Annotated in this window: 19 protein-coding genes; all 19 read right to left on the bottom strand. The window is 45.5% G+C overall.

The genetic code is table 11. The features are described 5' to 3' along the window. Positions 1-9 precede the first annotated feature (9 nt). Positions 10-999 (bottom strand): hypothetical protein, encoded by a 990-nt coding sequence (locus AB5Z01_RS06635; protein ID WP_022288360.1) that lies wholly within the window; start codon positions 997-999, stop codon positions 10-12. A 319-nt stretch (positions 1,000-1,318) separates the two neighbouring features. Then, positions 1,319-2,449 (bottom strand): cell division protein FtsZ, encoded by a 1,131-nt coding sequence (ftsZ, locus tag AB5Z01_RS06630; protein WP_022288359.1) that lies wholly within the window; start codon positions 2,447-2,449, stop codon positions 1,319-1,321. Between the two features lie 255 nt (positions 2,450-2,704). Continuing rightward, the gene (locus AB5Z01_RS06625; RefSeq protein WP_195220525.1) at positions 2,705-3,808 is read right to left on the bottom strand and encodes a cell division protein FtsQ/DivIB; all 1,104 of its coding nucleotides are present in this window, start codon (positions 3,806-3,808) and stop codon (positions 2,705-2,707) included. A gap of 18 nt (positions 3,809-3,826) precedes the next feature. Next, complete coding sequence (gene murA, locus AB5Z01_RS06620) at positions 3,827-5,086, bottom strand: UDP-N-acetylglucosamine 1-carboxyvinyltransferase (protein WP_368365397.1); 1,260 nt, start codon at positions 5,084-5,086, stop codon at positions 3,827-3,829. 61 nt (positions 5,087-5,147) lie between these two features. Beyond that, positions 5,148-6,056 (bottom strand): hypothetical protein, encoded by a 909-nt coding sequence (locus AB5Z01_RS06615; protein WP_195220529.1) that lies wholly within the window; start codon positions 6,054-6,056, stop codon positions 5,148-5,150. A 28-nt stretch (positions 6,057-6,084) separates the two neighbouring features. Continuing rightward, positions 6,085-7,212 carry an undecaprenyldiphospho-muramoylpentapeptide beta-N-acetylglucosaminyltransferase gene (gene murG / locus AB5Z01_RS06610; RefSeq protein WP_117876385.1) on the bottom strand — a complete coding sequence of 376 codons (1,128 nt, stop codon included), beginning with the start codon at positions 7,210-7,212 and terminating at the stop codon, positions 6,085-6,087. A 15-nt stretch (positions 7,213-7,227) separates the two neighbouring features. After that, entirely contained in the window at positions 7,228-8,454 is a 1,227-nt protein-coding gene (locus tag AB5Z01_RS06605) for an FtsW/RodA/SpoVE family cell cycle protein (RefSeq protein ID WP_287214906.1), read from the bottom strand. A gap of 24 nt (positions 8,455-8,478) precedes the next feature. Next, positions 8,479-9,522 (bottom strand): hypothetical protein, encoded by a 1,044-nt coding sequence (locus tag AB5Z01_RS06600; protein WP_195220533.1) that lies wholly within the window; start codon positions 9,520-9,522, stop codon positions 8,479-8,481. Continuing rightward, positions 9,519-10,880 (bottom strand): UDP-N-acetylmuramoyl-tripeptide--D-alanyl-D-alanine ligase, encoded by a 1,362-nt coding sequence (gene murF, locus AB5Z01_RS06595; protein WP_022288352.1) that lies wholly within the window; start codon positions 10,878-10,880, stop codon positions 9,519-9,521. Before murF ends, AB5Z01_RS06600 begins: the two co-directional genes overlap by 4 nt. A 131-nt stretch (positions 10,881-11,011) precedes the next feature. Next, the gene (locus tag AB5Z01_RS06590; RefSeq protein ID WP_117859042.1) at positions 11,012-12,460 is read right to left on the bottom strand and encodes a UDP-N-acetylmuramoyl-L-alanyl-D-glutamate--2,6-diaminopimelate ligase; all 1,449 of its coding nucleotides are present in this window, start codon (positions 12,458-12,460) and stop codon (positions 11,012-11,014) included. Between the two features lie 25 nt (positions 12,461-12,485). After that, complete coding sequence (locus AB5Z01_RS06585; protein WP_368365396.1) at positions 12,486-14,819, bottom strand: penicillin-binding transpeptidase domain-containing protein; 2,334 nt, start codon at positions 14,817-14,819, stop codon at positions 12,486-12,488. Positions 14,820-14,974: 155 nt separating this feature from the next. Then, positions 14,975-15,451: a cell division protein FtsL gene (locus AB5Z01_RS06580; protein ID WP_022288349.1), complete on the bottom strand. Its 477-nt coding sequence runs from the start codon at positions 15,449-15,451 to the stop codon at positions 14,975-14,977. A 73-nt stretch (positions 15,452-15,524) separates the two neighbouring features. Then, the gene (rsmH, locus tag AB5Z01_RS06575; RefSeq protein ID WP_022288348.1) at positions 15,525-16,460 is read right to left on the bottom strand and encodes a 16S rRNA (cytosine(1402)-N(4))-methyltransferase RsmH; all 936 of its coding nucleotides are present in this window, start codon (positions 16,458-16,460) and stop codon (positions 15,525-15,527) included. Next, a complete protein-coding gene (gene mraZ, locus AB5Z01_RS06570; RefSeq protein WP_256320806.1) occupies positions 16,460-16,879 on the bottom strand; it encodes a division/cell wall cluster transcriptional repressor MraZ in 420 nt (139 codons plus the stop codon). The genes rsmH and mraZ overlap by 1 nt, the downstream gene beginning before the upstream one ends. A gap of 772 nt (positions 16,880-17,651) precedes the next feature. Continuing rightward, positions 17,652-18,182: an inorganic diphosphatase gene (locus AB5Z01_RS06565; protein WP_038670519.1), complete on the bottom strand. Its 531-nt coding sequence runs from the start codon at positions 18,180-18,182 to the stop codon at positions 17,652-17,654. A gap of 19 nt (positions 18,183-18,201) precedes the next feature. Further along, the gene (locus AB5Z01_RS06560) at positions 18,202-18,765 is read right to left on the bottom strand and encodes a hypothetical protein (RefSeq protein WP_022288345.1); all 564 of its coding nucleotides are present in this window, start codon (positions 18,763-18,765) and stop codon (positions 18,202-18,204) included. Between the two features lie 183 nt (positions 18,766-18,948). Then, positions 18,949-19,194, bottom strand: coding sequence for an acyl carrier protein (locus AB5Z01_RS06555; RefSeq protein WP_022288344.1), 246 nt, complete (start codon positions 19,192-19,194; stop codon positions 18,949-18,951). After that, positions 19,187-20,986, bottom strand: coding sequence for an HAD family hydrolase (locus AB5Z01_RS06550; RefSeq protein ID WP_287214901.1), 1,800 nt, complete (start codon positions 20,984-20,986; stop codon positions 19,187-19,189). The genes AB5Z01_RS06555 and AB5Z01_RS06550 overlap by 8 nt, the downstream gene beginning before the upstream one ends. A gap of 45 nt (positions 20,987-21,031) precedes the next feature. After that, positions 21,032-21,631, bottom strand: a 600-nt coding sequence (locus AB5Z01_RS06545) for an L-2-amino-thiazoline-4-carboxylic acid hydrolase (RefSeq protein ID WP_368365395.1), incomplete at its 5' end; no start/stop codon positions are given.

Genomic DNA, 21,631 nt, shown 5'->3' with positions numbered 1-21,631 from the left:
GACAAACTGTTATTCAGCGTCATCATCGCTTACAAGAGAAAGACCATCGTCAATAAGATCTCTTGCAGTGTTTACAGCACCGATACTATTGCCATACAGATCGTTAAGTGATGTAACGAGCTGCTGAACAGTTTCGCTCAGACTTGTGAACTGTGTCTTAACAGACTCTCTCAGATCAGCAGACTGTGCTCTGATGTTCTTAGCTTCGTTCTTAGCGTCGCTTACTACCTTTGCAGCCTCAGCATTTGCCTTTGATGTTACGTCAGCAGCTTCTGCGTTAGCCTTAGATGTAACAGCCTCAGCTTCAGCGTTAGCCTTAGAAGTTACCTCGGCAGCCTGCTTGTTTGCAGCGCTTGTAACAGCTTCAGCCTCCTGCTTAGCGGCAGCTGTCATTGCGGCAGCGCTTGACTTAGCTGTCTGAAGTGTAGTATCAGCCTCTGTCTGAGCATTTGTAACAAGCTTCTGTGCCTGTGCGTTTGCGTCAGCAAGAACCTGATCCTGAAGCTGCTTAGCTTCATCTTCCATCTGCTTAGCTGCCTTCTTAGCTTCCTGAACGACCTTATTAGCTGTGTTCTGAGCTTCCATGAACACGCTTCCAAGATCGAATGCAGGAGTGGCTGTGCCGGCATTAGCCTCAGCAGTTTCGAGCTTCTCTTTAAGATCCTCGATCTCCTGCTTCTGCTTTTCAAGCTCAGCGTCCTTTTCAGTTACCTGCTGCTCATAGTCAGCGATACGAACCTTCATTGTATCAGTATTAGCCATAAGCTCGGCTATCTTGTTTTTAGCCTCTTCTACCTTTTTCTCAAGTTCCTTCTTGCCCTCGAAGTCCTGCTTCTGAGCGCCGCCCTGCTTCTCAAGACGTTCGATAGTTTCGTTCTGGTCATTGACCTGAGCCTCAAGAGTATAAATTTTAGAAGTAAGGTCGTCTACATAAGCAAGAACGTCCTGCTTATCAAATCCGCCGACTCTAACCGTTCTTAAATAACCATTACTAGCCATTTCAATCCCTCCACATTAGTGATTATCTCTATTATACAATAAACCACGTTATTTTTCAACTGATTTAAGCCGTTTTCAAAAATTTCATTATTCCATACAAAATAGCAACTGAAATTTATACAAAATGTCTTAAAATCATATTTATCACAGAATAATTATATCAAATTTTCCGTAAGATTTCAAGTGCTTTTGCGAAAAATTTTCAATATCATGATAATTTTCTGAGAATACGAAAATCTCTTCGATCATGTAAACGTTTTCCGATTTTGGTTCAAACAAGGCGGACAGCGTAAACGCCGATCCGCCTTTGAAAGCATTATTACTTGTTCTTGAAGATATTGAAGATATCGTCGTAATAATTTGGATTATCAGCAGCCTTAACGCCAGCCTTGTGCATCGCTTCAGCGTCAGCCTTTGCGTCGTCAGCCTTCTGAGTAAAATTTGCAGTATATGTTGTCGCAGCCTTTGGTGCAGCAGCCTCAGGAACGTCATCTCTGTCAACAAAGTCAGCAGCGATAACAGTAACGTCCATAGCGTCCTTGGTATCAGGATTTGTACCGTTACCAAAAATGATCTCAACGTTATCGTCAGCAGCGTCAGCAATAGCAGCTGTAAGCTCGTCCATATCACTGATAAGGAGATCCTCGCTCATTGTAACGTTTACGATAAGTCTTCTCGCACCCTTGATAGAAGTTTCAAGAAGGTCGGAAGAAATGACCTGATTGATGATATCCTGTACCTTATCCTTGCCCTCACCGTGACCGATAGCAATATGCGCTCTTCCTGCACCCTTAAGAATAGTAGTAACGTCAGCGAAGTCAACGTTGATCTCATCATGCCTTGTAATGATCTCAGCGATAGCGATAACGTCTGTCTTAAGAACTTCATCAGCGATAGCATAAGACTGCTTCATAGTGAGGCGCATCTCGTTTGTGATAAGGTTCTGGTTAGGGATAACGATAAGAGCGTCAACGTGCTTGATAAGAGCCTCGATACCCTTCTCTGCTCTCTCCATCTTCTTTGCGCCCTCAAATTTGAAAGGCTTTGTAACAACTGCGATAGTAAGCTTGTCAAGTGACTGTGCGATCTCAGCAACTACAGGTGCAGCACCAGTACCTGTTCCACCGCCCATACCTGCTGTGATGAATACCATGTCAGCGTCCTTGATAGCGTTCTCGATCTCGTCCTTGCTTTCCTGAGCGGAAGCCTCGCCGATCTCAGGCTTTGCACCTGCGCCCAGACCGTGAGTAAGCTTCTCACCTATCTGGATCTGTGTGTGTGCAGCTGACTTATGCAGTGCCTGGATATCAGTATTAACAGCGATATATTCAACATTTCCCTCGATACCGGCCTGTGCGATACAGTTAAGTGCGTTTCCACCGCCGCCACCGACACCGATTACCTTGATCTTTGCGCCTACGACTGGCTCTTCAACATACTCGTAACCCATAATAGAACTCCTCCTAAAAGCGAATTTTCATACTTCTCCGTATTTTTACATATCAATTTATCAAATCAAAAATAAAATGCAAAAAAGCCTATGTGCCGAATATGCACATAAATAGATACAATAATATATTATCATACTTTTGTCAAAAAGTAAAGAACTTAAATGAAACCATTATAAACTTTTTATTAATTATCAATAAAACGACTGATTTTTCAGTTTCATTTGTGTATACTATACAATTAGTTATCCTGACCCCTACCAATCTGTGTTCGTCTGATCGTCCACATAGCCGTTGTCAGCATATCCATTGTCGGTATAGCCCTGATCGCCGCCGTTATCATATTCCCAGTCGGTGTTTCCGTTCTCGTTTGTCCACTGATCTGTGCCTGCATTGTCAGCATCATCATTGCCGTCCCATGCGTTGGTATCGTCGCCGTAGCCTTGGCTATCGTCCCCTGACCATGAGTTATCACCGTCCCATGTGCTGCCGTCATCAATATTAGTATCAGCCGATACCGCACTGCTGCTGTCATCTGGCTTTGCAGAACTTGTGTCGTCAGGTTTTGACGACTCGTCCTGCGATTTCGGAATAGCCGAAATGCCGCTGTCAGCACCGTTGTAAATAAGCGTACCCTCGTAATCGTCAGTAATGCTCTTGTCAATTACCGCCTTAAGATATGTAAGCTTGTATTCCATATCCACCGAGCTTCCAAGCTTTATTTCAAGTCTGCCGTCATACATAAGCTTAATATCCGAACGGGTGGTCAGGTCAATAGAGTCTATATTTTTAAATTTCAGGTCATGAAGATCATTCAGAAGCTCTTTAAGGATATCCGCCTTAAATGAATCCTCAGAAGCAAGCTTGTCGCCCTGACTAAGGCTTTTAAGCTCAAAGCCCTTTACAACAGGTATATCCCCTGTCGGAGCAGGATTTTTCGTTTCAAGTATCTTTCCCGAAGCAGACAGCACATAGTATGAATTTTTATACTCGATATCAGCCGCCTTTTCGGCCTCTGTGCAGGTTATAACAAGTGTTGACGGAAATTTCTTTGTGACCTTGACATCATCAAGATACACAAGAGTATCTTTCAAACGCTTTTCAACTATATCCGTATTCGTCCTCACAAGATTCTGTCCCGTTGAAACGCCGCCCACGCCAAGGATCTGATCCTGCTCGTAAAGGGTAACGCCCTCTATTTTTATCTCCGACACATTAAAAAACAAAAACATACTCAGCACCAGCAGCAGCGCCGCAGCCGCAAAAAAGCTGGCAACATACACATTGCGCATATTCACCGTCTGCCGACGTGCCGCAGGCCGCTGTGAGTTCATTCTGTTTTCCTTGTAAGTTCCGTTCATTTTCCTCTTTCCTAACTGCTAGTAATTTACACGTTTTATGTTTCCGCCCAGAAGCGTAAAAGCATTTTCAATGCAGTCATAGCCCCTGTCCATAAGCTTTATATTAGTGAGAGATGTTTCTCCCTCTGCCGAAAGCGCCGCCACAGCCAGCGCCGCACCGCCTCTAAGGTCAGGCGCACGGACTTTTGCTCCGTAAAGCTCCTTCACGCCCTCGATAACAGCCACTTTTCCCTCTGTCTTTATATCCGCACCCATTCTCACAAGCTCGTCAACATGGCGGTAGCGGTTTTCAAAAATATTTTCCACCACCACACTGGTGCCTTTTGCCTTAGCAAGTGCCGCCGTGACTATCGCCTGAGCGTCCGTAGGAAATCCCGGGTAAGGCATAGTCCTCACCGTCCGCACAGCTCTTAGCTGTTTAGGCGCTTTTATAAATATCCTGTCCTCATATAGAAATACCTGACAGCCCATTTGTTCAAATATAGGTATGACCGCACGGATATCCCCTGCCCTTGCCCCAAGCAGACCTATCTCACCGCCTGTTGCTGCCGCCGCGCTCATAAAAGTCGCCGCAACTATCCTGTCGGGCATGACAGAGTATTCACAGCCGTGTAGCTTTTCCACACCGCTTATTGTTATCGTTCCGCCCCCTGCGCCGCTTATCCTTGCACCGCAGCAGTTCAGAAACTCCGCAAGATCGCATATCTCAGGCTCTCTTGCCGCATTATATATCACCGTGTCGCCCTTTGCCAGAACAGCCGCAAGCATGATGTTCTCAGTCGCTCCCACAGAGGGGAACGAAAGGTCTATCCTAGCCCCTCTGAGCCCTCTCGGGCAGGTGCAGCTAAGCACGCCATACTCCTCGTTTATCCTGACGCCCATTTTTCTAAGTGCGCACAGGTGCATATCTATAGGTCTCGGACCAAGCTCACACCCTCCCGGGAATGACAGCCTGCATTCACCTGTTCTTCCAAGAACAGCTCCCAGAAAAACGATAGACGAACGCATCTCTCTCATAAGCTCATCTGGCACAAAGGTCTTTACAGCGCCCCTTGCGTCCACAGTAACACAGCCGTCCTCACGGCTGCACCTTGCCCCAAGCACCGACAGAATGCGACAAGCCGCAAATACGTCCGAAAGTGCAGGACAGTTATGTAGCCTGATCTCTCCGTTTATAAGAACACACCCTGCCAGCAGCGGCAGAGCTGCGTTTTTTGCTCCCTGAACGGTTATCTCTCCGTTCAGCCTGCTTCCTCCCTGAATGATAAGCCGTTGCATAAGCGTCGCTCCTTTTAAGGTTTTGACTTATCTTATGCAGGACCGCCCATATAGGTTAAAGCTATTTGTTGATATATATCTCTGTAGCGTTTGAAACAGGCATAAAAGCAGGCAAACAAGGCAGATAGGAGTCATTGCCTATCTTCTTTTTCATATCCTTAGTTGAAAGTATCATGCCGGTAACGCAATCATCAAACGTACTATCGTCCATATCAGTGATATTCACAAGTATCCTTACAGTGACCTCCTTGCTGGAAAACGGAGGAACAGTGTCGCCTATGACCTCTCCGTCGCTGTTTGTTGTAATGCTGGTCGCATAGCATACCGCGTTGTCATATTCAGAAGAAACATGGCTGATCTCATACTGCGGTATCTTTATCTCAAAAGGAGACGGGTTTTTGATATTGAACACTATATCTGCAAAACGGTAGCTTGAACTCAACTCAGAACCAAAAGCTTCTTCGTTGTATACAGAATAATTTGACAGCGCATATGTTTTAAAATCCGTCATACCCATTGTTTTGAACACGTTGTCGTCATATCTCACCACGCTCTTGTCTGCGTCGTTGAAAAACAGCGGTGGGAAGAAGAACACCATAAGCACAAGCACGATAATAACAGCCACAACTGTCTTTATTATCTTGCTACGCTTTACATATGAATCTCCCACCTTTACTCCCTTGCTAAGACCTGTCGCCGCCTGCGCAGGCATAGCCGCAGCGTCCTCAAGGAAATCGTCCTCTTTGTCGTCCTCTTCCTTGTGCTTGGTAGGGTCATCGTAAGTCTTTGTGGCACGGTCGAACTCCCCTGCCTTGTTGAACTTTTCTCCGTCAAAAATCTCGTCGGCGGTGCGGTTCACTCCGCTGCCCTTGAACTTTTTATCTGACAGCTTTTTTATCTTGTCAACATCAGGCACTTCAATGCTGTCCATTGAAGCCCTCTTGTTATACTGTCTGTAATTCTTATCCATTATTTTACCCCCTTAAATTTTACGTTCCTTATCCCTTAATAAGTGGCTCTAAAGCCTTGAATATCCTGTCCTCAGTATCGGCAACATGAAGCTTTGCAGCGTTTTCCGAGCACTGTCTGAGCTTCTCAGGGTCTTCTATAAGCCCCTTTACAGTATCGATAAAAAGCTTTTCCGTCAAGTCTTTTTCTTCGATAACAAAACCTGCTCCTGCGTTTTGCAATACCATGCCGTTGTAATACTGGTGATTTTCAGCCACCATAGGCGACGGGATAAGCACAGAAGCTCTGCCCATTGCTTCAAGCTCTGCCAGCGAAGCTGCTCCGCACCTTGATATAACAAGGTCAGCCGCAGCCATTGCCACAGGCATATTGATATAATCCTTTATGATACGTCTGCTGTTGTTGATATCTATACCCATAGCCTCCAGCTTTTCAGGATAGTCCTTATAGCCCTGATAAGTGCCGTAGGAATGTATATGACACACCTTAACATCATTGTCCTGATACCATTTCAAAAGCTTTGCGATATTCTCATTAAGCACTCTCGCACCCAGACTTCCGCCTGTTGAAAGCACACATATTTCATTTTCATCAAAGCCAAGCTGTTTTTTAGCCTCCGACTTTGACATGGTGTTGAAAGCTCCCCTTACAGGCAGACCTGTCACCACCGTCTTAGCATTTTCGGGCATATACTTTTCTGCCTCTTTTACAGTGAGCATAACAACGTCCGCAGACTTTGCAAGTATCTTGTTTGTCACACCCGGAAAAGCGTTCTGCTCGTGAATAGCCGTCTTTATGCCCATTTTAGCGGCTTTTCTAACTATAGGTCCTGAAACATATCCTCCGGTTCCTATAACAAGATCAGGTCTTGCTTCCTTTATTATCTTCTTTGCAGTGCTTCCTGACTTTACAAGACACCCTGCCGCATGGATATTTCTTTTGAGATTTACCCAGTTAGGCTTTCTCTGAAAGCCCTCTATCTTTATAGGATAAAACTTATATCCTGCCGCAGGCACGAGCCTAGCCTCAAGCTTTTCAGGATTTCCCGCAAAGCTTATCTCAGCGTCAGGATAATGTTTTTTTATGATCTCCGCAATGGCAAGAGCAGGATTTACATGACCTGCCGTACCTCCGCCTGCAAGTAAAACTCTGAGCATAGAACTAATACCTCTTTACTTTTTTTTGATGCACTGACGTGAAACGTTGAGCATGATACCCATTTCTGCAAGCTGTATCATCAGTGCAGTACCGCCGTAGCTGAAAAACGGCAGTGAAATACCCGTGTTAGGGAAAGCGTTGCAGGCTACCATAATGTTGAAAAGTGCCTGCGAGCCTATCTGTATTGTTATACCAGCCGCAAGAAGCATACCAAAACGATCCTTGCTTCTTGAAGCGATCATGAAGCCCTCGATTATAAAAAGCACAAACAGCAGTACCACTACCATTGCACCCACGAAGCCAAGCTCCTCGCAGATAATAGCGAAAACGAAGTCGTTTTGCGACTCAGGCAGATAGTATTTTTGCCTTGACTCTCCAAATCCAAGACCGAACCAGCCGCCCGAGCCTATAGACAATAGAGATTCATAGGTCTGGAAGGTCTTTCCGCTAGGGTCGGATTCAGGATTTTTCCAGCTCTGTATACGATCTGAAATATAAGAAAAGCCTGAGCCTGACGCCATTTTATATATCAGCAGCAGCACCCCGAAAACAGCACACACACCGATAAATTTCCAGAAGGTCTTTTTTGGCATACCGCTTATGAACATCATAGACACGCCCATGATACCCACCAGCATAACAGCCGACATATGCCTTTGCAAAACAAGCACCAGTGCCACCGCGCCCATTATCACAGTAAACGGTATAATACAGAATTTCCAATCCTTGAACTTAGGATAATTCACCGACATTATGTATGCGAAAATAATAATGAACGTTACTTTCAGAAGCTCCGACGGCTGAAAGCTGATCGGACCTATTTGTATCCAACGCTTTGCACCGGCAACGTCTATTCCGAAAAGAGCTGTATAAAACGTAAGAAGATATGTGGCGATAAACGCAATATATGCTATCTTAGTGTTCTGAAAGAAGTGATAATCAAGATAGCTGGTGGCAAACATCAGAAGAAGACCAAGTCCGGCAGACTTGAGCTGGCTCACCAGATAATAATATCCATCGTTATATTCACTCAGACCCCACGCATAGCTTGCAGAAAACATCATCAGAAGTCCGAATACAAGCAATACCATTACAAGAATGAAAAACGGCTTGTCTATCTCCGTAAGTATAAATCTGAATCTATGTTTTCTTTTTGCCTGTGCCACAGGTTGTTTAAGAGGAACGTGACTATTATACACTATGCTTCCGTCACGTTCACGTCTAGGACCTCTTATAGCCAAACAAACAACCTCCCAACAAAATCTCTATATGAAAAACTTTCCCGAATATATCAAAAACGCTATCGCCGCCGCAGCCCCTGCCACAGATATCACAGCGAATATCCCGATCACGGCGTGATCCCCATGACCCTTTTTCTGCAAATGCTCATGAAGCGTGTAACCTTTCATAAGCAGCTTTTTTCTTATCTTAAAAACAATATACTGCAAAAGCCCGCAAGCTCCGTCAACGACCACCGCCGCACCAGCCAGCAGGAAAACGAAATATTCTCCCGAAAGCAGCACCGCCATAGTCATAAGACCACCAATCGCCAACGCACCTGACTCGCCCAAATAAAGCTTCGCAGGACTGCACCCCCAAAAGAGAAAGCCTCCTGCCGCACCCATTGTGCAAACAGCAAAAAGCTGAGCGGCGTCAGAGCCTGCCCCTGCCGCAAGACCGCTTGACAGCCCTGCCGAAAATATCAAAGCCGTTACAGCACACAGCCCGTCAGTACCCGTGTCGGTCTTACCGCCTGCGCAATCGTGTATCTTTACCATGTTTATCCCCACTGTCATAAACAACGGAAAAAGCGGATAAAAAAGCCTGCCGAACTGCACATAGCCCAAGTGAAAAGGCATAAGCACAGCCGTCTGCACTCCTCCGCAGTATCTAAGCCCCACGCATACACCAAGACATATAAGATACTCCATACATATCTTGTAAAAAGGCTTCATGCCTATGCCAAGCTTTTTCTCCTTAACATAGTCCTCTGAAAGCCCGATAGCCGTGAGCATCAAAACTCCGCCCAGAGCGATAAACACACGCCTTGAAAACTCTCCGTTCTCAAAACTCAGCACCGCCTGCGAGTCATAAAATATAACTCCCGTAACAATGCCGAATATAACGCAGAGCATTATGACAACTCCGCCGAATTTTGGCTCAGAGCCGTCCTTTGCGAACCTGTCGCCTATATAAAAATCGAATTTGCCTGTTTTTATCCTGCGGAAATATGGTATGAACACTCTGCCGAGAACATATCCCAGCACCATTTCACACCCCAGTATCACCGCCTGCACGCTCCAACTCATTTTGTCAGCGCATTGAACACTTCTTCAAGCTTCATTCCTCTGCTTCCCTTGAAAAGCACAGCATCGCCCTTTGCAACTACCTCTTTCAAAGCCGCCGCAAGGTCATCTCTGCTTTCAAAGTGCCTGCAATTTTCCTTTGCAAAGCCCTTTTTCTCAGCACCCTCTATATAGCACTTTGAGTCCTCGCCAAAGCAGTAAAGCAGGTCAGCCTTTGAAGCCGCAACATACTCTCCCACATTTCTGTGATAGGTCTTTGAGTTCTTGCCAAGCTCCAGCATATCTCCAAGCACGCAAATGCGCTTGCCCTCTGCCTGTGCCTGTGAAAGCACCGAAAGGCTCGCTTTCATTGAGTCAGGCGCAGCATTGTAGCAGTCAACTATATATGTAACTCCGTCAATGACGGTAACATTCTGTCTTAAACCCTCCGGTTTGAACTGAGCAATGCCCTTTACGATATCCTCAGGAGGAATATCAAGTGCAAGACCCACACAGAACGCCGCAAGAGCGTTTTTTACATTATGCTCGCCCAAGCAGTTTATCTGGGCTGCTATCTTTCCGCCCTCATAGTTTATAGTAAATGTTATGCTGTTGTCAACAGTCTTAACACCGCTTGCATAAACATCGCAGTCCTTCTTTGATACAGAATAGTAATAAACCTTTCTGTCAGAATGTAACTGCACCCCTGCAAGCAATTTATCATCACGGCAAAGTATCAGCGGAGCGTCATAAGCCGCACCGTCAAGTATCTCCAGCTTCGCCTTGAGAATATTTTCCTGCGTGCCGAGATTTTCAATATGTGAAATGCCGATGTTGGTTATAACAGCCACGTCAGGCTGACATGACATTGACATTCTCGATATCTCACCCTGATGCGACATACCCATTTCGATAACAGCCGCCTCATAGCTGCTGTCAAGACCGAAAAGCGTCTGCGGCATACCTATCTCATTGTTGTGGTTGCCCTGAGTTTTCAGCGTCTTGTATTTCTGCGCCACAACAAGGGCTATCATATCCTTAGTGGTGGTCTTTCCCACGCTTCCTGTTACGCCAACTACCTTAACATCGAATTTAGACCTGTAATACCCCGCAATGTCAAGCAATGCCCTTGCAGTGGAGTCAACGATCATACATCTTGCACCCTCCACAGGTCTTTCCGTAACAACAGCCTCCGCACCAAGCTCCATAGCCTTTGCGGCAAAGTTGTGTCCGTCAAAATTCTCACCCTTTAGTGCAATAAAAAGCGAGCCTGGCTTTATTGTTCTCGTATCGGTGGAGATATCGGAAATTTCAACGTCAGCAGGATAGCCGTAGCTTCCGTGAACCGCCGATATTATCTCCTGTAAGCTTAATTTTTCCATTTTAATTCTTATCCGCCAATTTCTCGGCAGTATCTCCTTTCCCTTATCTTATAAATATATCTTTATCGCAAAACCGCCCACAGCCGCTTTGCATATCACGGGCGAACACTGTTCGCCCCTACATTTTTCTCTTATCTGCCCTCAGCTTCAAGCTCTTTAAGAGCGTCCGCAACGACTTCTCTCTCGTCAAAATGTATCTTCACACCACCTGCAAGTATCTGATAATCCTCATGACCCTTGCCGGCAAGCACGATGATATCGTCCTTTTCCGCATGATGTATAGCCCAGTGGATAGCCTCACGCCTGTCAACGATAGTGATATAAGGCGTTGTCTTGCCCTCCAGACCAACCAGAACGTCGTTTATGATATCCTGCGGATCCTCATTTCTCGGGTTGTCGGAAGTAACGATAAGAAAATCAGCATTGTCAGCCGCAGCCGCAGCCATAAGACTTCTCTTTGAAGCGTCTCTGTTTCCGCCACAGCCGAAAAGACATTTTACCTTTCCGCTTGCACTGTTCTTTATAGCCGAAAGCACGTTCACAAGTGCGTCAGGAGTGTGAGCATAGTCGCATATAACAGTGAAATCTCTGCCCGTCGGAACTATCTCCGCTCTTCCTCTTACGCCCTGCATAGTACCCAAAGCTCTGATAGTCTTGTCAACGTCAAATCCAAGGGTCTCACAGCAGGCTATAACAGCCAGCGAGTTTGAAACGTTGAAAAGTCCGGGCATATTGAATGAAACATTGTGCTTTATCTTTCCGTCAGTGAAAACATACTTCACACCGCTTGCTGAAAGCAGTATATCCTCTGCTCTGAAATCAGCCTTTGTACAGCATGAATAAGTTTTCGCAGGACAGCTTATCTCTTTGAGATATCTCCTGCCATATTCATCATCTATATTGATGATAGCGTTGTCAGATATAGTGAAAAGTATCTTCTTAGCCTGATAGTAGTTCTCCATAGTACCGTGAACGTCAAGATGATCCTGCGTCAGGTTAGTGAAAACGCCTACCTTATAATGACAGCCTGAAAGTCTTTTCTGTTCCAAGCCCTGCGAGGAAGCTTCCATAACAACATAGTCGCACTTCTCATCAGCCATTTTTCTGAAAAGCTCATAAAGATCATAAGGTTCAGGAGTCGTTCTTGCAGTAGGATAAACGTCGTCGCCTATCTCGTTCTGACAAGTGCCGATAAGACCAACCTTACAGCCGAATGAAGAAAGCACCTTCTTTATAACAGTTGTGATAGTCGTCTTTCCGTTAGTTCCTGTTACACCGATAAGAGTAAGCTCCTTTTCAGGGTGACCGAAAAACGCCGCACACAGCAGAGGGAAAGCCTCTCTTGTGTTCTCCACGATTATCTGACAGTCAAGCCCCAGATCTCTTTCGCAGACTACAACTGTACAGCCCTTTTCAATCATGTCCTTAGCAGCGTCATGTCCGTCAAAGGTCTTTCCTTTTATGCACACGAACATCGAGCCTGCCTTGACAGCCTTTCTTGTGTCGCTTGTGACGTCGCTTATCTCCATATCAGGCAGAGAAGTTTTCGCAACGTCCTTTATGATATCATATAGTTTCATAATTATCATTCCTTATCATGGTTTCTTACTGTGAGCCTACCGAGGTCACTGCAAATGTTACCGACACAGCCGTTCCCATTGGAACGCTCTGTCCTGCTCCCACGCTCTGATCGGACTGTGCAACTGCACCCTCCTCCTCATAGCCTGAGCCTTCTGCCGTCAAGTTAAGACCATACATATCAAGCGTAGCCTTTGCCTGCTCCTTTGTAAGTCCTTTAAGTTCAGGCACCGTAACAGTTTCTTCCTTGGCGTTTGCTTCTGTATAAAGCACAACCGATCCGCCATGCTCTATCTTTGCGGCAACAGGCGTCTGCTTAACAACAGTGTCGCCCTCGCCCTTGACCTTGACCTCAAGTCCAAGATCTTCAAGTGTCTTTTTGGCTTCCTCAACAGTATAATACTGAACGCTAGGTACTGAAACCTGCAAGTCTGCAAGCTCGCTCTCGTCATACTCAGGGAAGATCCCCACATAAGGCAGAACGTCTGAAAGCACGTTCACGCATATAGGCGCTGCCACCTGACTTCCGTAGAATTTCTCGCCTGTGGGGTGGTCTACCATTACGAACATTACTATCTCCGGATCGTCAGCAGGAGCGAATGCACAGTATGAAGAAACATAAGTCTGACCTGTTGAGTCCTCGTCTATTTTCTGCGAAGTACCCGACTTACCGCCTATCCTGTAGCCCTTTATATAGCAGTTTGAACCTGGCTGACCTTCAACAACGCCCTCGAGTATCTCTCTCATAGAAGCGGAGGTGTCCTCAGAAATGACCTGACGTCTTACAACAGTGTCCATTTTCTTTACAATGTTGCCGTTCTCGTCAGTTATGCTGTTCACTACCTGCGGTGTAACAAGATAACCGCCGTTTATAGCCGCCGAGTAAGCTGTTATCATCTGAATCGGCGTTACCTTATTGGTCTGACCGAATGAAGATGAAGCAAGCTGAACAGGACCCATGTTGCTAAGTGGCATACTGATAGAATTTGATTCCGCAGGCAGGTCGATACCTGTCAGCTCGTTGAAACCGAACGCATTGTAATACTGACAGAACTTTTCAGAGCCAAGCTTCATGCCTATCTGAATGAACGCAGGGTTACATGAGTTGAGCATTGCCTGAGCAAAATCCTGCGAACCATGGTCGGTAGTTGACCAGCAGTGGAAAGTCGTGTCTTCCACCTGTATCTGAGTACCACAGCCGAAAGTATCATTAAGTGTGATAGCCTTTTCTTCCAAAGCCGAAGCACCTGTTATGACCTTGAATACAGAACCCGGATTGTATATTTCCGAAACCGCCTTGTTCTTCCACTGAAGGGACCATGCGTCAAGCTGTTTCTGCTTGTAATCGTTTGAATCTTCATCAAGCCCCGCAAGCTCCGCCGCCGTCTTTTCATCGGAGATAGCCGCAGGCTCGTTAGGGTCATAAGGGTCAGAAGTCGCCATTGCGTATATCTGACCTGTCTTAGGATTCATTATGATACCGCAGGCTCTGTCAGTAGGCTGATTTTCCTTAACTGCCTTTGCAAGCTCTTTTTCAAGGATATACTGAATGTTGGCGTCGATATTCAGATTAAGATCGTCACCGTCCTGAGCGTCATAGCTCTGCTTGTATCTGTATGGTATCTCAGTTCCGTCGCTTGCCTTTGCAGTGATTATCCTGCCGTCAATACCGCTGAGATAATCGTCATAGTAAGCTTCAAGACCATATATGCCGTTGCCCTCATAGTCCGTGTGACCAAGAACAACAGAAGCAAGAGTATTCTGTGGATAAAGTCGCCTTGTGGTAGGGTCGCACCTTACGCCGTCAATGCCAAGCTCCGTGAGCTTATCCTCGATAGCCGTGGAAACGGTCTTTTCCACCTCTTTTTTCAGCACGATGTACTGAGTATCCGTCTTAGTGAGTTTTTCTCTCACAGTGTTAGTGTCTATCTCAAGATTGAGTGCCAAAAACTCCACAAGCTCGTCAAGACATTCGTCCCCTGATTTCGTTGCGTCAAGTCTTTGCTGATATGTAGCCTTCTTGGACGCGTCGTCCTCTTTGGCTATATATCCTTTAAGCTCCTCTATCTTCTTGTCGTTGTCATCAAGCTTTTCTTTGAGCATAAGAGGGTCTGCATAAACAGTATAGACCGTTGCGCTCTGAGAAAGCACCGTTCCGTTTGAATCATAAATAGTGCCTCTTGACGCTGAAACAGCCGTGCTTTTAAGCTGCTGAGCGTTTGCAAGAGACTGCCACTTCTTGCCGTCCTTTATAGACACCGAAAAGATGGTCGCAACCGTATATATAAGTATCGCCGCCACAGGCAGGCTCAGCCAAATATTCAGACGTTGTTTCATTCTGGCACTTGGTCTGTCGGTCATAAATATCTCCTCTCAGGACATCACCGCACATACAAAATCTTCAATAATTTAGCATGATACGGCAAATATCGTATTTTCACACATACAAATTAATAGAACAAGAAAGCTAAGCACAAATATCTTGTCCCTAACTTTCCCCATAGTTATTTTATTCACTAAGCCCCGATATATTCCAGAACAGAGCTGAACCAGTGTTTTATCTTAACGAACACATTGTCGTCCTCGGCCTTTACCACCTTTGCCACCGAGTCTGACTCCACAGTTACATACTCTATCTGAGATTTATCCAGCTTTTTAAGTCCCAGCTCATTCTCAGCATACTCCTCGACCTTTGACATATTGGTCTTCTGAGCAAGCTCTGACTGTAAACTTACATTCTCTCCCTGAAGCTGAGCAAGCTGTTCCTCCTGTCTGGTCTGCTCCGAACATAGGCTTGATATTTCGACTCTGCCGTATATCATCGTTCCAAGAACAACAGCCACCAGCAGACAAATGCCTATCACAGCTACTACCGATATGGTTTTCTGCTTTAGTGCAGGGTTTTTCTTATATTTTATGGCTCTCTGAGCCTCCGCCTCCTGAGCGTTGTCATAGGCACTGTAATCAAATGCCAAGTTATGTACCTTTGCCATTGCGGTAAAACACCTCTCACGATCCACGGGCAAACCCGTTATTTACACATTCCCAATTTCACACAAATTTCACTCAGTCCTTGATCTTCTCGATCACCCTGAGCTTAGCGCTGCGGCTTCTGTTATTCTCCGCAAGCTCCTTTTCATCAGCCTCTATAGGCTTTCTGTTCACAAGCTTTCCCCTAGGCGTTCTTCCGCATATGCACTGAGGAAAATCAGGCGGACATATACAGCCCTTGCAGAAGCTCTGAAATCTCTGCTTTACCAATCTGTCCTCCAGCGAGTGGAAAGTGATTATGCAAAGCCTGCCGCCCACGTTAAGACAATCGAATGCCTTGTCAAGAGCGATATTCAAATGTTCAAGCTCCTTATTTACCTCTATCCTGATAGCCTGAAAAGTCTTTTTGCAAGGGTTTTTCTCACGCCTTGCCTTCTGCGGAACTGCGCTTTTTATTATCTCGGCAAGCTCCATAGTTGTCTCTATCGGTTTTTGTTCTCTGTATTTTACTATCTTAGAAGCAATGCTTCTTGAAAACTTTTCTTCGCCGTACTCGAAAATTATCCTCGCAAGGCTCTGATAATCATATCCGTTCACAACGTCCTTTGCAGAAAGCCCCTCACCTGACATTCTCATGTCAAGAGGTGCGTCATTGTGATAGGAAAAACCTCTCTCCGCATTGTCAAGCTGATAAGAGGAAACGCCCAGATCCATAAGAATGCCGTCAGCACCGCTTATGCCGAGCCTTTCAAATATCTCGTCTATCTCAGAGTAATTCCCTCTCACAACAGTCGCAGGATAGCCCGCCAACCGCTCGGTCGCAGTTTTCACTGCCTCAGGATCTCTGTCTATAGCCACAAGCCTGCCGCCCTTTTCGCCGTCAAGCCTTTTAGCGATCTCTCTCGAATGTCCTGCTCCTCCGGCAGTGCCGTCGCAGTAAATGCCGTCAGGTCGAATGTTCAACCCCTCCAGGCACTCATCAAGCAGTACGGGAATGTGGTTAAATTCCATTAAAAATCAAGCCCCTCCAGAGCTTCCATAAGCTCGTTATCATCAATGCTGCTGTTGAAATCGTCCCAACGCTTTTTATCCCATATCTCACATCTGTCAGATACTCCGGCCACAACGATCTCCTTTTCAAGCCCTGCCACCTCTCTCAGTGACTGCGGAACAAGTATCCTGCCCTGCTTGTCAGGCTCGACCTCGCACGCCCACGCCATAAAGCTTCGCTGTAAAGCTCTCGCCTTAGCCATAGGCAGACTTCTGATCTTTTCGGCTCTTTTCTCGAAATCCTCAAGGGAATAAACGAACAGACAGCCGTCTATACCTTTAGTTACAATGAACCGCTCGCCGATAAGCTCTCTGAGCTTAGTAGGAAAAGTCATTCTTCCCTTAGCGTCCATAGTCTGATTGTAAGTTCCTTTAAGCAAGCACGCCAGCAAGCCGTTCACCTCCCTTGACCAAGTTAAGCAATGAAATGCCACTTTTGAAGCACTCATCACCACTTTTTTGCACTTTTAACCACCATACAATAATTATACACTATATTATAGAAAATTGCAACAGTAATATTTCCCAAAGTGAATTTTTGCAAGGGATTTTTCTTGGACACTTGGTCAATTTAAGAGAGATTTTAGGGGGATTTTGTAACTTTCGCCTTTTAATTTGTCACCGTCTTGTAATTTGTAAACTTTTAATTAATTTTACGTCATACAATATCTTGTGGTACTTTAAACATTTGCGCCTGTATAAAGATAGCAGATATTTCCGCAAAACTCACACACATTCACATCGTATTGACCTTATAAAGTTATTGTAACACAACATATAGTATACGTCAATAGGTTTTGCGAAAAAAAGCACAATTATTTCTGACGCTGTGACAGAAAAAGCAAGAAGGGTGATGAACGGTAGAATATAGTGTCGCAAAAAGGTTAAAATTCGGTAACAAGGGAATTTGTTTTCTAATTTAATTATTGCACTATCCGATTTTGTAAATTTTCATTGCTTAGATAAAGAAAATAAAGATTGAAGAGGAATGGAGCATGAGAGAGGGTTTTTAACGTTAAAACAGCCAAAAATAATAGTAAAATTGCACAAAACCGCAAAATAAAGTGGCAAAAAAGGCAACTGCAAGGGTAGAAATACAATATGCAGTAAAAAAGCGGACGCACCCCGGTGCGTCCGCCAAGCCTCAGTTATTTACTTGCAAAAATTCTCAATGTATCTGTCGATACACTGTGCCACGATCTCAGTAGCATGTTCACGATCCTTAACATCATCGACCACAGTGTCCTTGTGTTCAAGTGCCTTGTATACCGAGAAGAAATGACACATCTCATCAAAAATGTGCTTAGGCAGTTCTGAAATGTCCTTATATATGTTGTATGTAGGATCATTGAGCGGAATGCAGATTATCTTCTCGTCAGCCGCACCATTGTCAAGCATGGAGATAACGCCTATAGGATAACAGTCAACCAAAGACAAAGGCGCAAGCGTTTCCGAGCAAAGCACAAGTACATCCAACGGGTCGCCGTCCTCTGCATACGTCCTGGGGATAAAACCATAGTTTGCAGGATAGTGGGTCGATGTGTAAAGTATCCTGTCCATTCTCAGAAGGCCCGTGGTCTTGTCAAGCTCGTATTTTACCTTTGAGCCTTTTGGTATCTCTATTACCGCCGTGAATTTTTCCTTTGTTATCACCTTTGGTGAAATATCGTGCCAGATGTTCATGTACATTCCTCCTGTATTTTCATTCAGCTTCGTACATACCCTCAGACTTTAGATTTTCAGGTATGTCAAAAACCGTTTCGCCGTCCGCCTCAACGCATGAGATACAACCGGCGTTGTCCTCGTTTATCAAGTCCCACAGTGTTACAACTTCATCTTCACCCACAACGTCTATCCCAAGCCTGTCAAAAAGCTTCTCAAGCTTCTTTGGATTGCGTGAGTATATCTGAAATTCCTGATAGTCTGTGAAATATATCTCCTCGTCATTCTTGTGCGAGCCAAACCCAAATCTCGATACTCCGTCATTTACAAGCACAGTGCCGTAACGCTTCATTATGGCAAGGGCGACCTCTTTCGTGCAGTTATCAAGATAATAGGTCTTGTATCCATCTCTCTCACTGTCAGGAAGCTCCAGAAAGAAGAATATAGGCTCAGCGAGCTTCTCTATCACACCGCAGGCGACCTTCGCCATGATGTCACAACTCAGCACACCCCTTATATTATCCCCCTGAATGTGGCAGCAAGACCGCAGTTTTTCCGCTCCGCCCACAGATACGCCCTGACAGAGGGTAAAATTATCTTCCATAATATCCTCCGTAAAATAGTTTTATTACCAATAGTATAAACCATTTTCGCAGATATTTCAAGTATAACCTATGAATTTACATTAAAAGTTTACGGCAGTACAGCTTTTCAGCCATACCGCCGCTATAAATCACAAAATTCAGAAAAAGAACAGCGTTCTCACGCATATTTCGCAAACAGCCTATTACTTGCCTCTCTGCTCGATAATGCCGATCATCTCGCCCACATCTTTCATACCCGAAACTTCGCCCATTTTGAACCTCATCTTGAACTCGTCCTCCACCGCACCGATAAGAGTGATATGCTCGATAGAGTCCCAATCCTCGATATCATCAGCCGTGGTGTTCTCGTCCACCTCCAAAGTATCGTCATCAAAAACATCTCTGAAAACATCATCAAGTCTTTCAATTATCTCGTCCTTGCTAAGCATAATGCTCCTCCTTCACCTTTATAACAGTATTTTTATCCTCATACCCCTCAACTAAAAGCCGCCAAGCCGTGTTGCCCTCTTCGTCCTGAGATATCTTCTCAAAGCCGAAGCTTTCATAAAGCCCTGCCACCATTTTATTTTTCGCCGTAGGGTAATAATGCCCGTATATCTCCCTTATGCCACGCTTTTTCGCCTGTTTCACAAGACTATCCAGCATAGCAAGCTCCATATCCCTTTTCAGCACACGGCATGACATCAGCCAAAGCTCGATATCAAGCCTGCCCTTGTCCTCGCTGTCTGTCTTTCCGATAGTCACCGCCACAACGCCGTTGTCACCGAATTTGTCATAAAGCTTTCCATACAGCCTTATGTATTCATCAGAGTTATAGACCGCCTCCATTTGCTCCGCAGTGTATCTCTTTGTGGTGAGATTGAACTGATTGCTCTTGTTGGTGAGCTGAGTTATCCTTTGCAGATACAAAGGCGAAAAATCCCCTATCTCTGCCGTCATTTCAAGACTCAAAAGATAATCATGATAATCCGCAAACCTGCTCTGCGCCTTTGCACGCTGAGCGTTCGCCCTGTACATATCATTGCGTTTAAGATCGTCCTCCGACAGCGTAACAGTTTCAAAATATCCCGAACGGTCAAGCACTCTTATGTAGTCCGTGACTTCCCCTATCTCAGGCACAGCCGTTCCCCCAAGCTGTTCCCTGACTATCTCCCTCTCCGCAGGGTTATCGTCCACAAAAACAAACGCCTCAGAAAGAATGTTAAGCTCCTCCGCCGTGTCAACGATATTTTTGTCCTTTGGCAGCCAGTTGGCTTTTATCGCCACAAAATCATCAGGCCTTAGCACGCCCTCAGGGTGGGAAAGCCCAGCCAAAGCGTTCTCTTCCTCGTTTTTGGAGCATACCGTCAAAAGCACGCCCAGGTCCTTGTGCGCCTTAACATACTGCTGAAACTCAAAATAAGCCATTGCCTCAGCCGTTTCCTTGCCTATCTCGAGATTTTCCACACCGTCGTCACCAACGATGCCGCCCCAAAGAGTGTTGTCAAGGTCAAGAGCCAGCGCCTTTTTGTTCTTGCCAAAGATAGCCTTTATAATATTCGCCACCTGAAAAGCCAGCTCAGGTATAGCCTCGATATTGAGAGCATATTTGTAGAGATACCAATACTTCGGCTCGCTCCACTTTTCAAGCCCATATGCCGCTGACAGCCAGTTTATATCATTGAGATAAACCTCCGGTCTCTGGGCTATCCTGTCATACAAAGCCGAATTGAGCCTTGTGACGAAGTTCACCTTTCCACGCCTGTCAGAAGCGTCCATGTTTCCCATAAGGCGAAAAAACGGAAGCTCAAAATTGTTCTGTATCACAGGACAGCCGAAATGCTCTTTCACTCCGTCCCAAGCCTGAGAAAGCCTGTCAAGCTCAGCGTTCAACCCCTGCTCTATCTCCTCTTCACCCGACCTAGGGGTAGGTGAAAAGCTGAGGTTTCTAAGGCTCGTGTGTATATAAACGATATCAGGTTTAAAGCGGTCAAGCTCCTCATTTGAGAACACAGCGTCCTGCCAGAACTGTCCGTATTCCGATCGATAGAACTCACATTCAAAGCCCATGTCAAGCAAAAACAGCTCCAATACCGACACAATATCGTCCGTAGTCGAGCCGCCCAGCACAGCCACCCTCTTTTTCAGCCGCACCGCTCCGTCGCCCAAAAGCTGCCTTTTCAGCGACCTTTTCTTTTTCATTATAAACCCATTGTCAAATGGATACTCCAACTCTTTCATTCTTTTTTACCTTCTCTTAAATAACTCTCAGCCCCTATGAGCCTGTCACTTCTTCCTGCTGTACCTAAAATCGCAGTATGATGCACCCTCAGCAATAGTCCCCGTCCTAACGAGTTTCATGTTCATCATGTCCGCCAGCACAAAGTCCATTTTGCATATGTAAGCCGCCAGCTCAGAACACCCCTCGTCCTTACAAAGCTTGCACGCCCCACATTCGTGATAATCATACCCAAGGTCATATTCACCATTGCCCGGCAGTATGTCCACCACCCAGTCGTTTTCATATAACCTCTTGTGGCTGTCTTCCGACCATTTCAAACGCCCTGGCATCTTCTTAGGGTCAAGATAACTGTCCACATCACCCATTACCTTGTGAAAAAGCTTTGAAGCGCAAAGCCCGTCACGGAATATTTCAAAATTCTCCTGCGCAGACTTCCCTGTGCTCCTGTTCATGGCAATGTAATAGCTCGCCATAATGTACGAACTCAAAAGCTTTGACTTACCAATATCCTTAGCCCTCGCAACTATCTTCCCATGTTCTTCCTCTATCTTCTTAGCCACCTCTTTAGGAAAGCCTCTCCTTTTAAGCTCCGCCTTTACCACACTGTGATAAAAGTGAAATATCATCTTCACACTAAACGTATT

The sequence above is a fragment of the Ruminococcus sp. RTP21359st1_H3_RTP21359_211015 genome (assembly GCF_040909065.1).
Taxonomy (GTDB): domain Bacteria; phylum Bacillota; class Clostridia; order Oscillospirales; family Ruminococcaceae; genus Hominimerdicola; species Hominimerdicola aceti.
The sequence above is the reverse complement of the archived record's forward strand: the minus strand, read 5'-3'. Positions and strand labels throughout refer to the sequence as shown.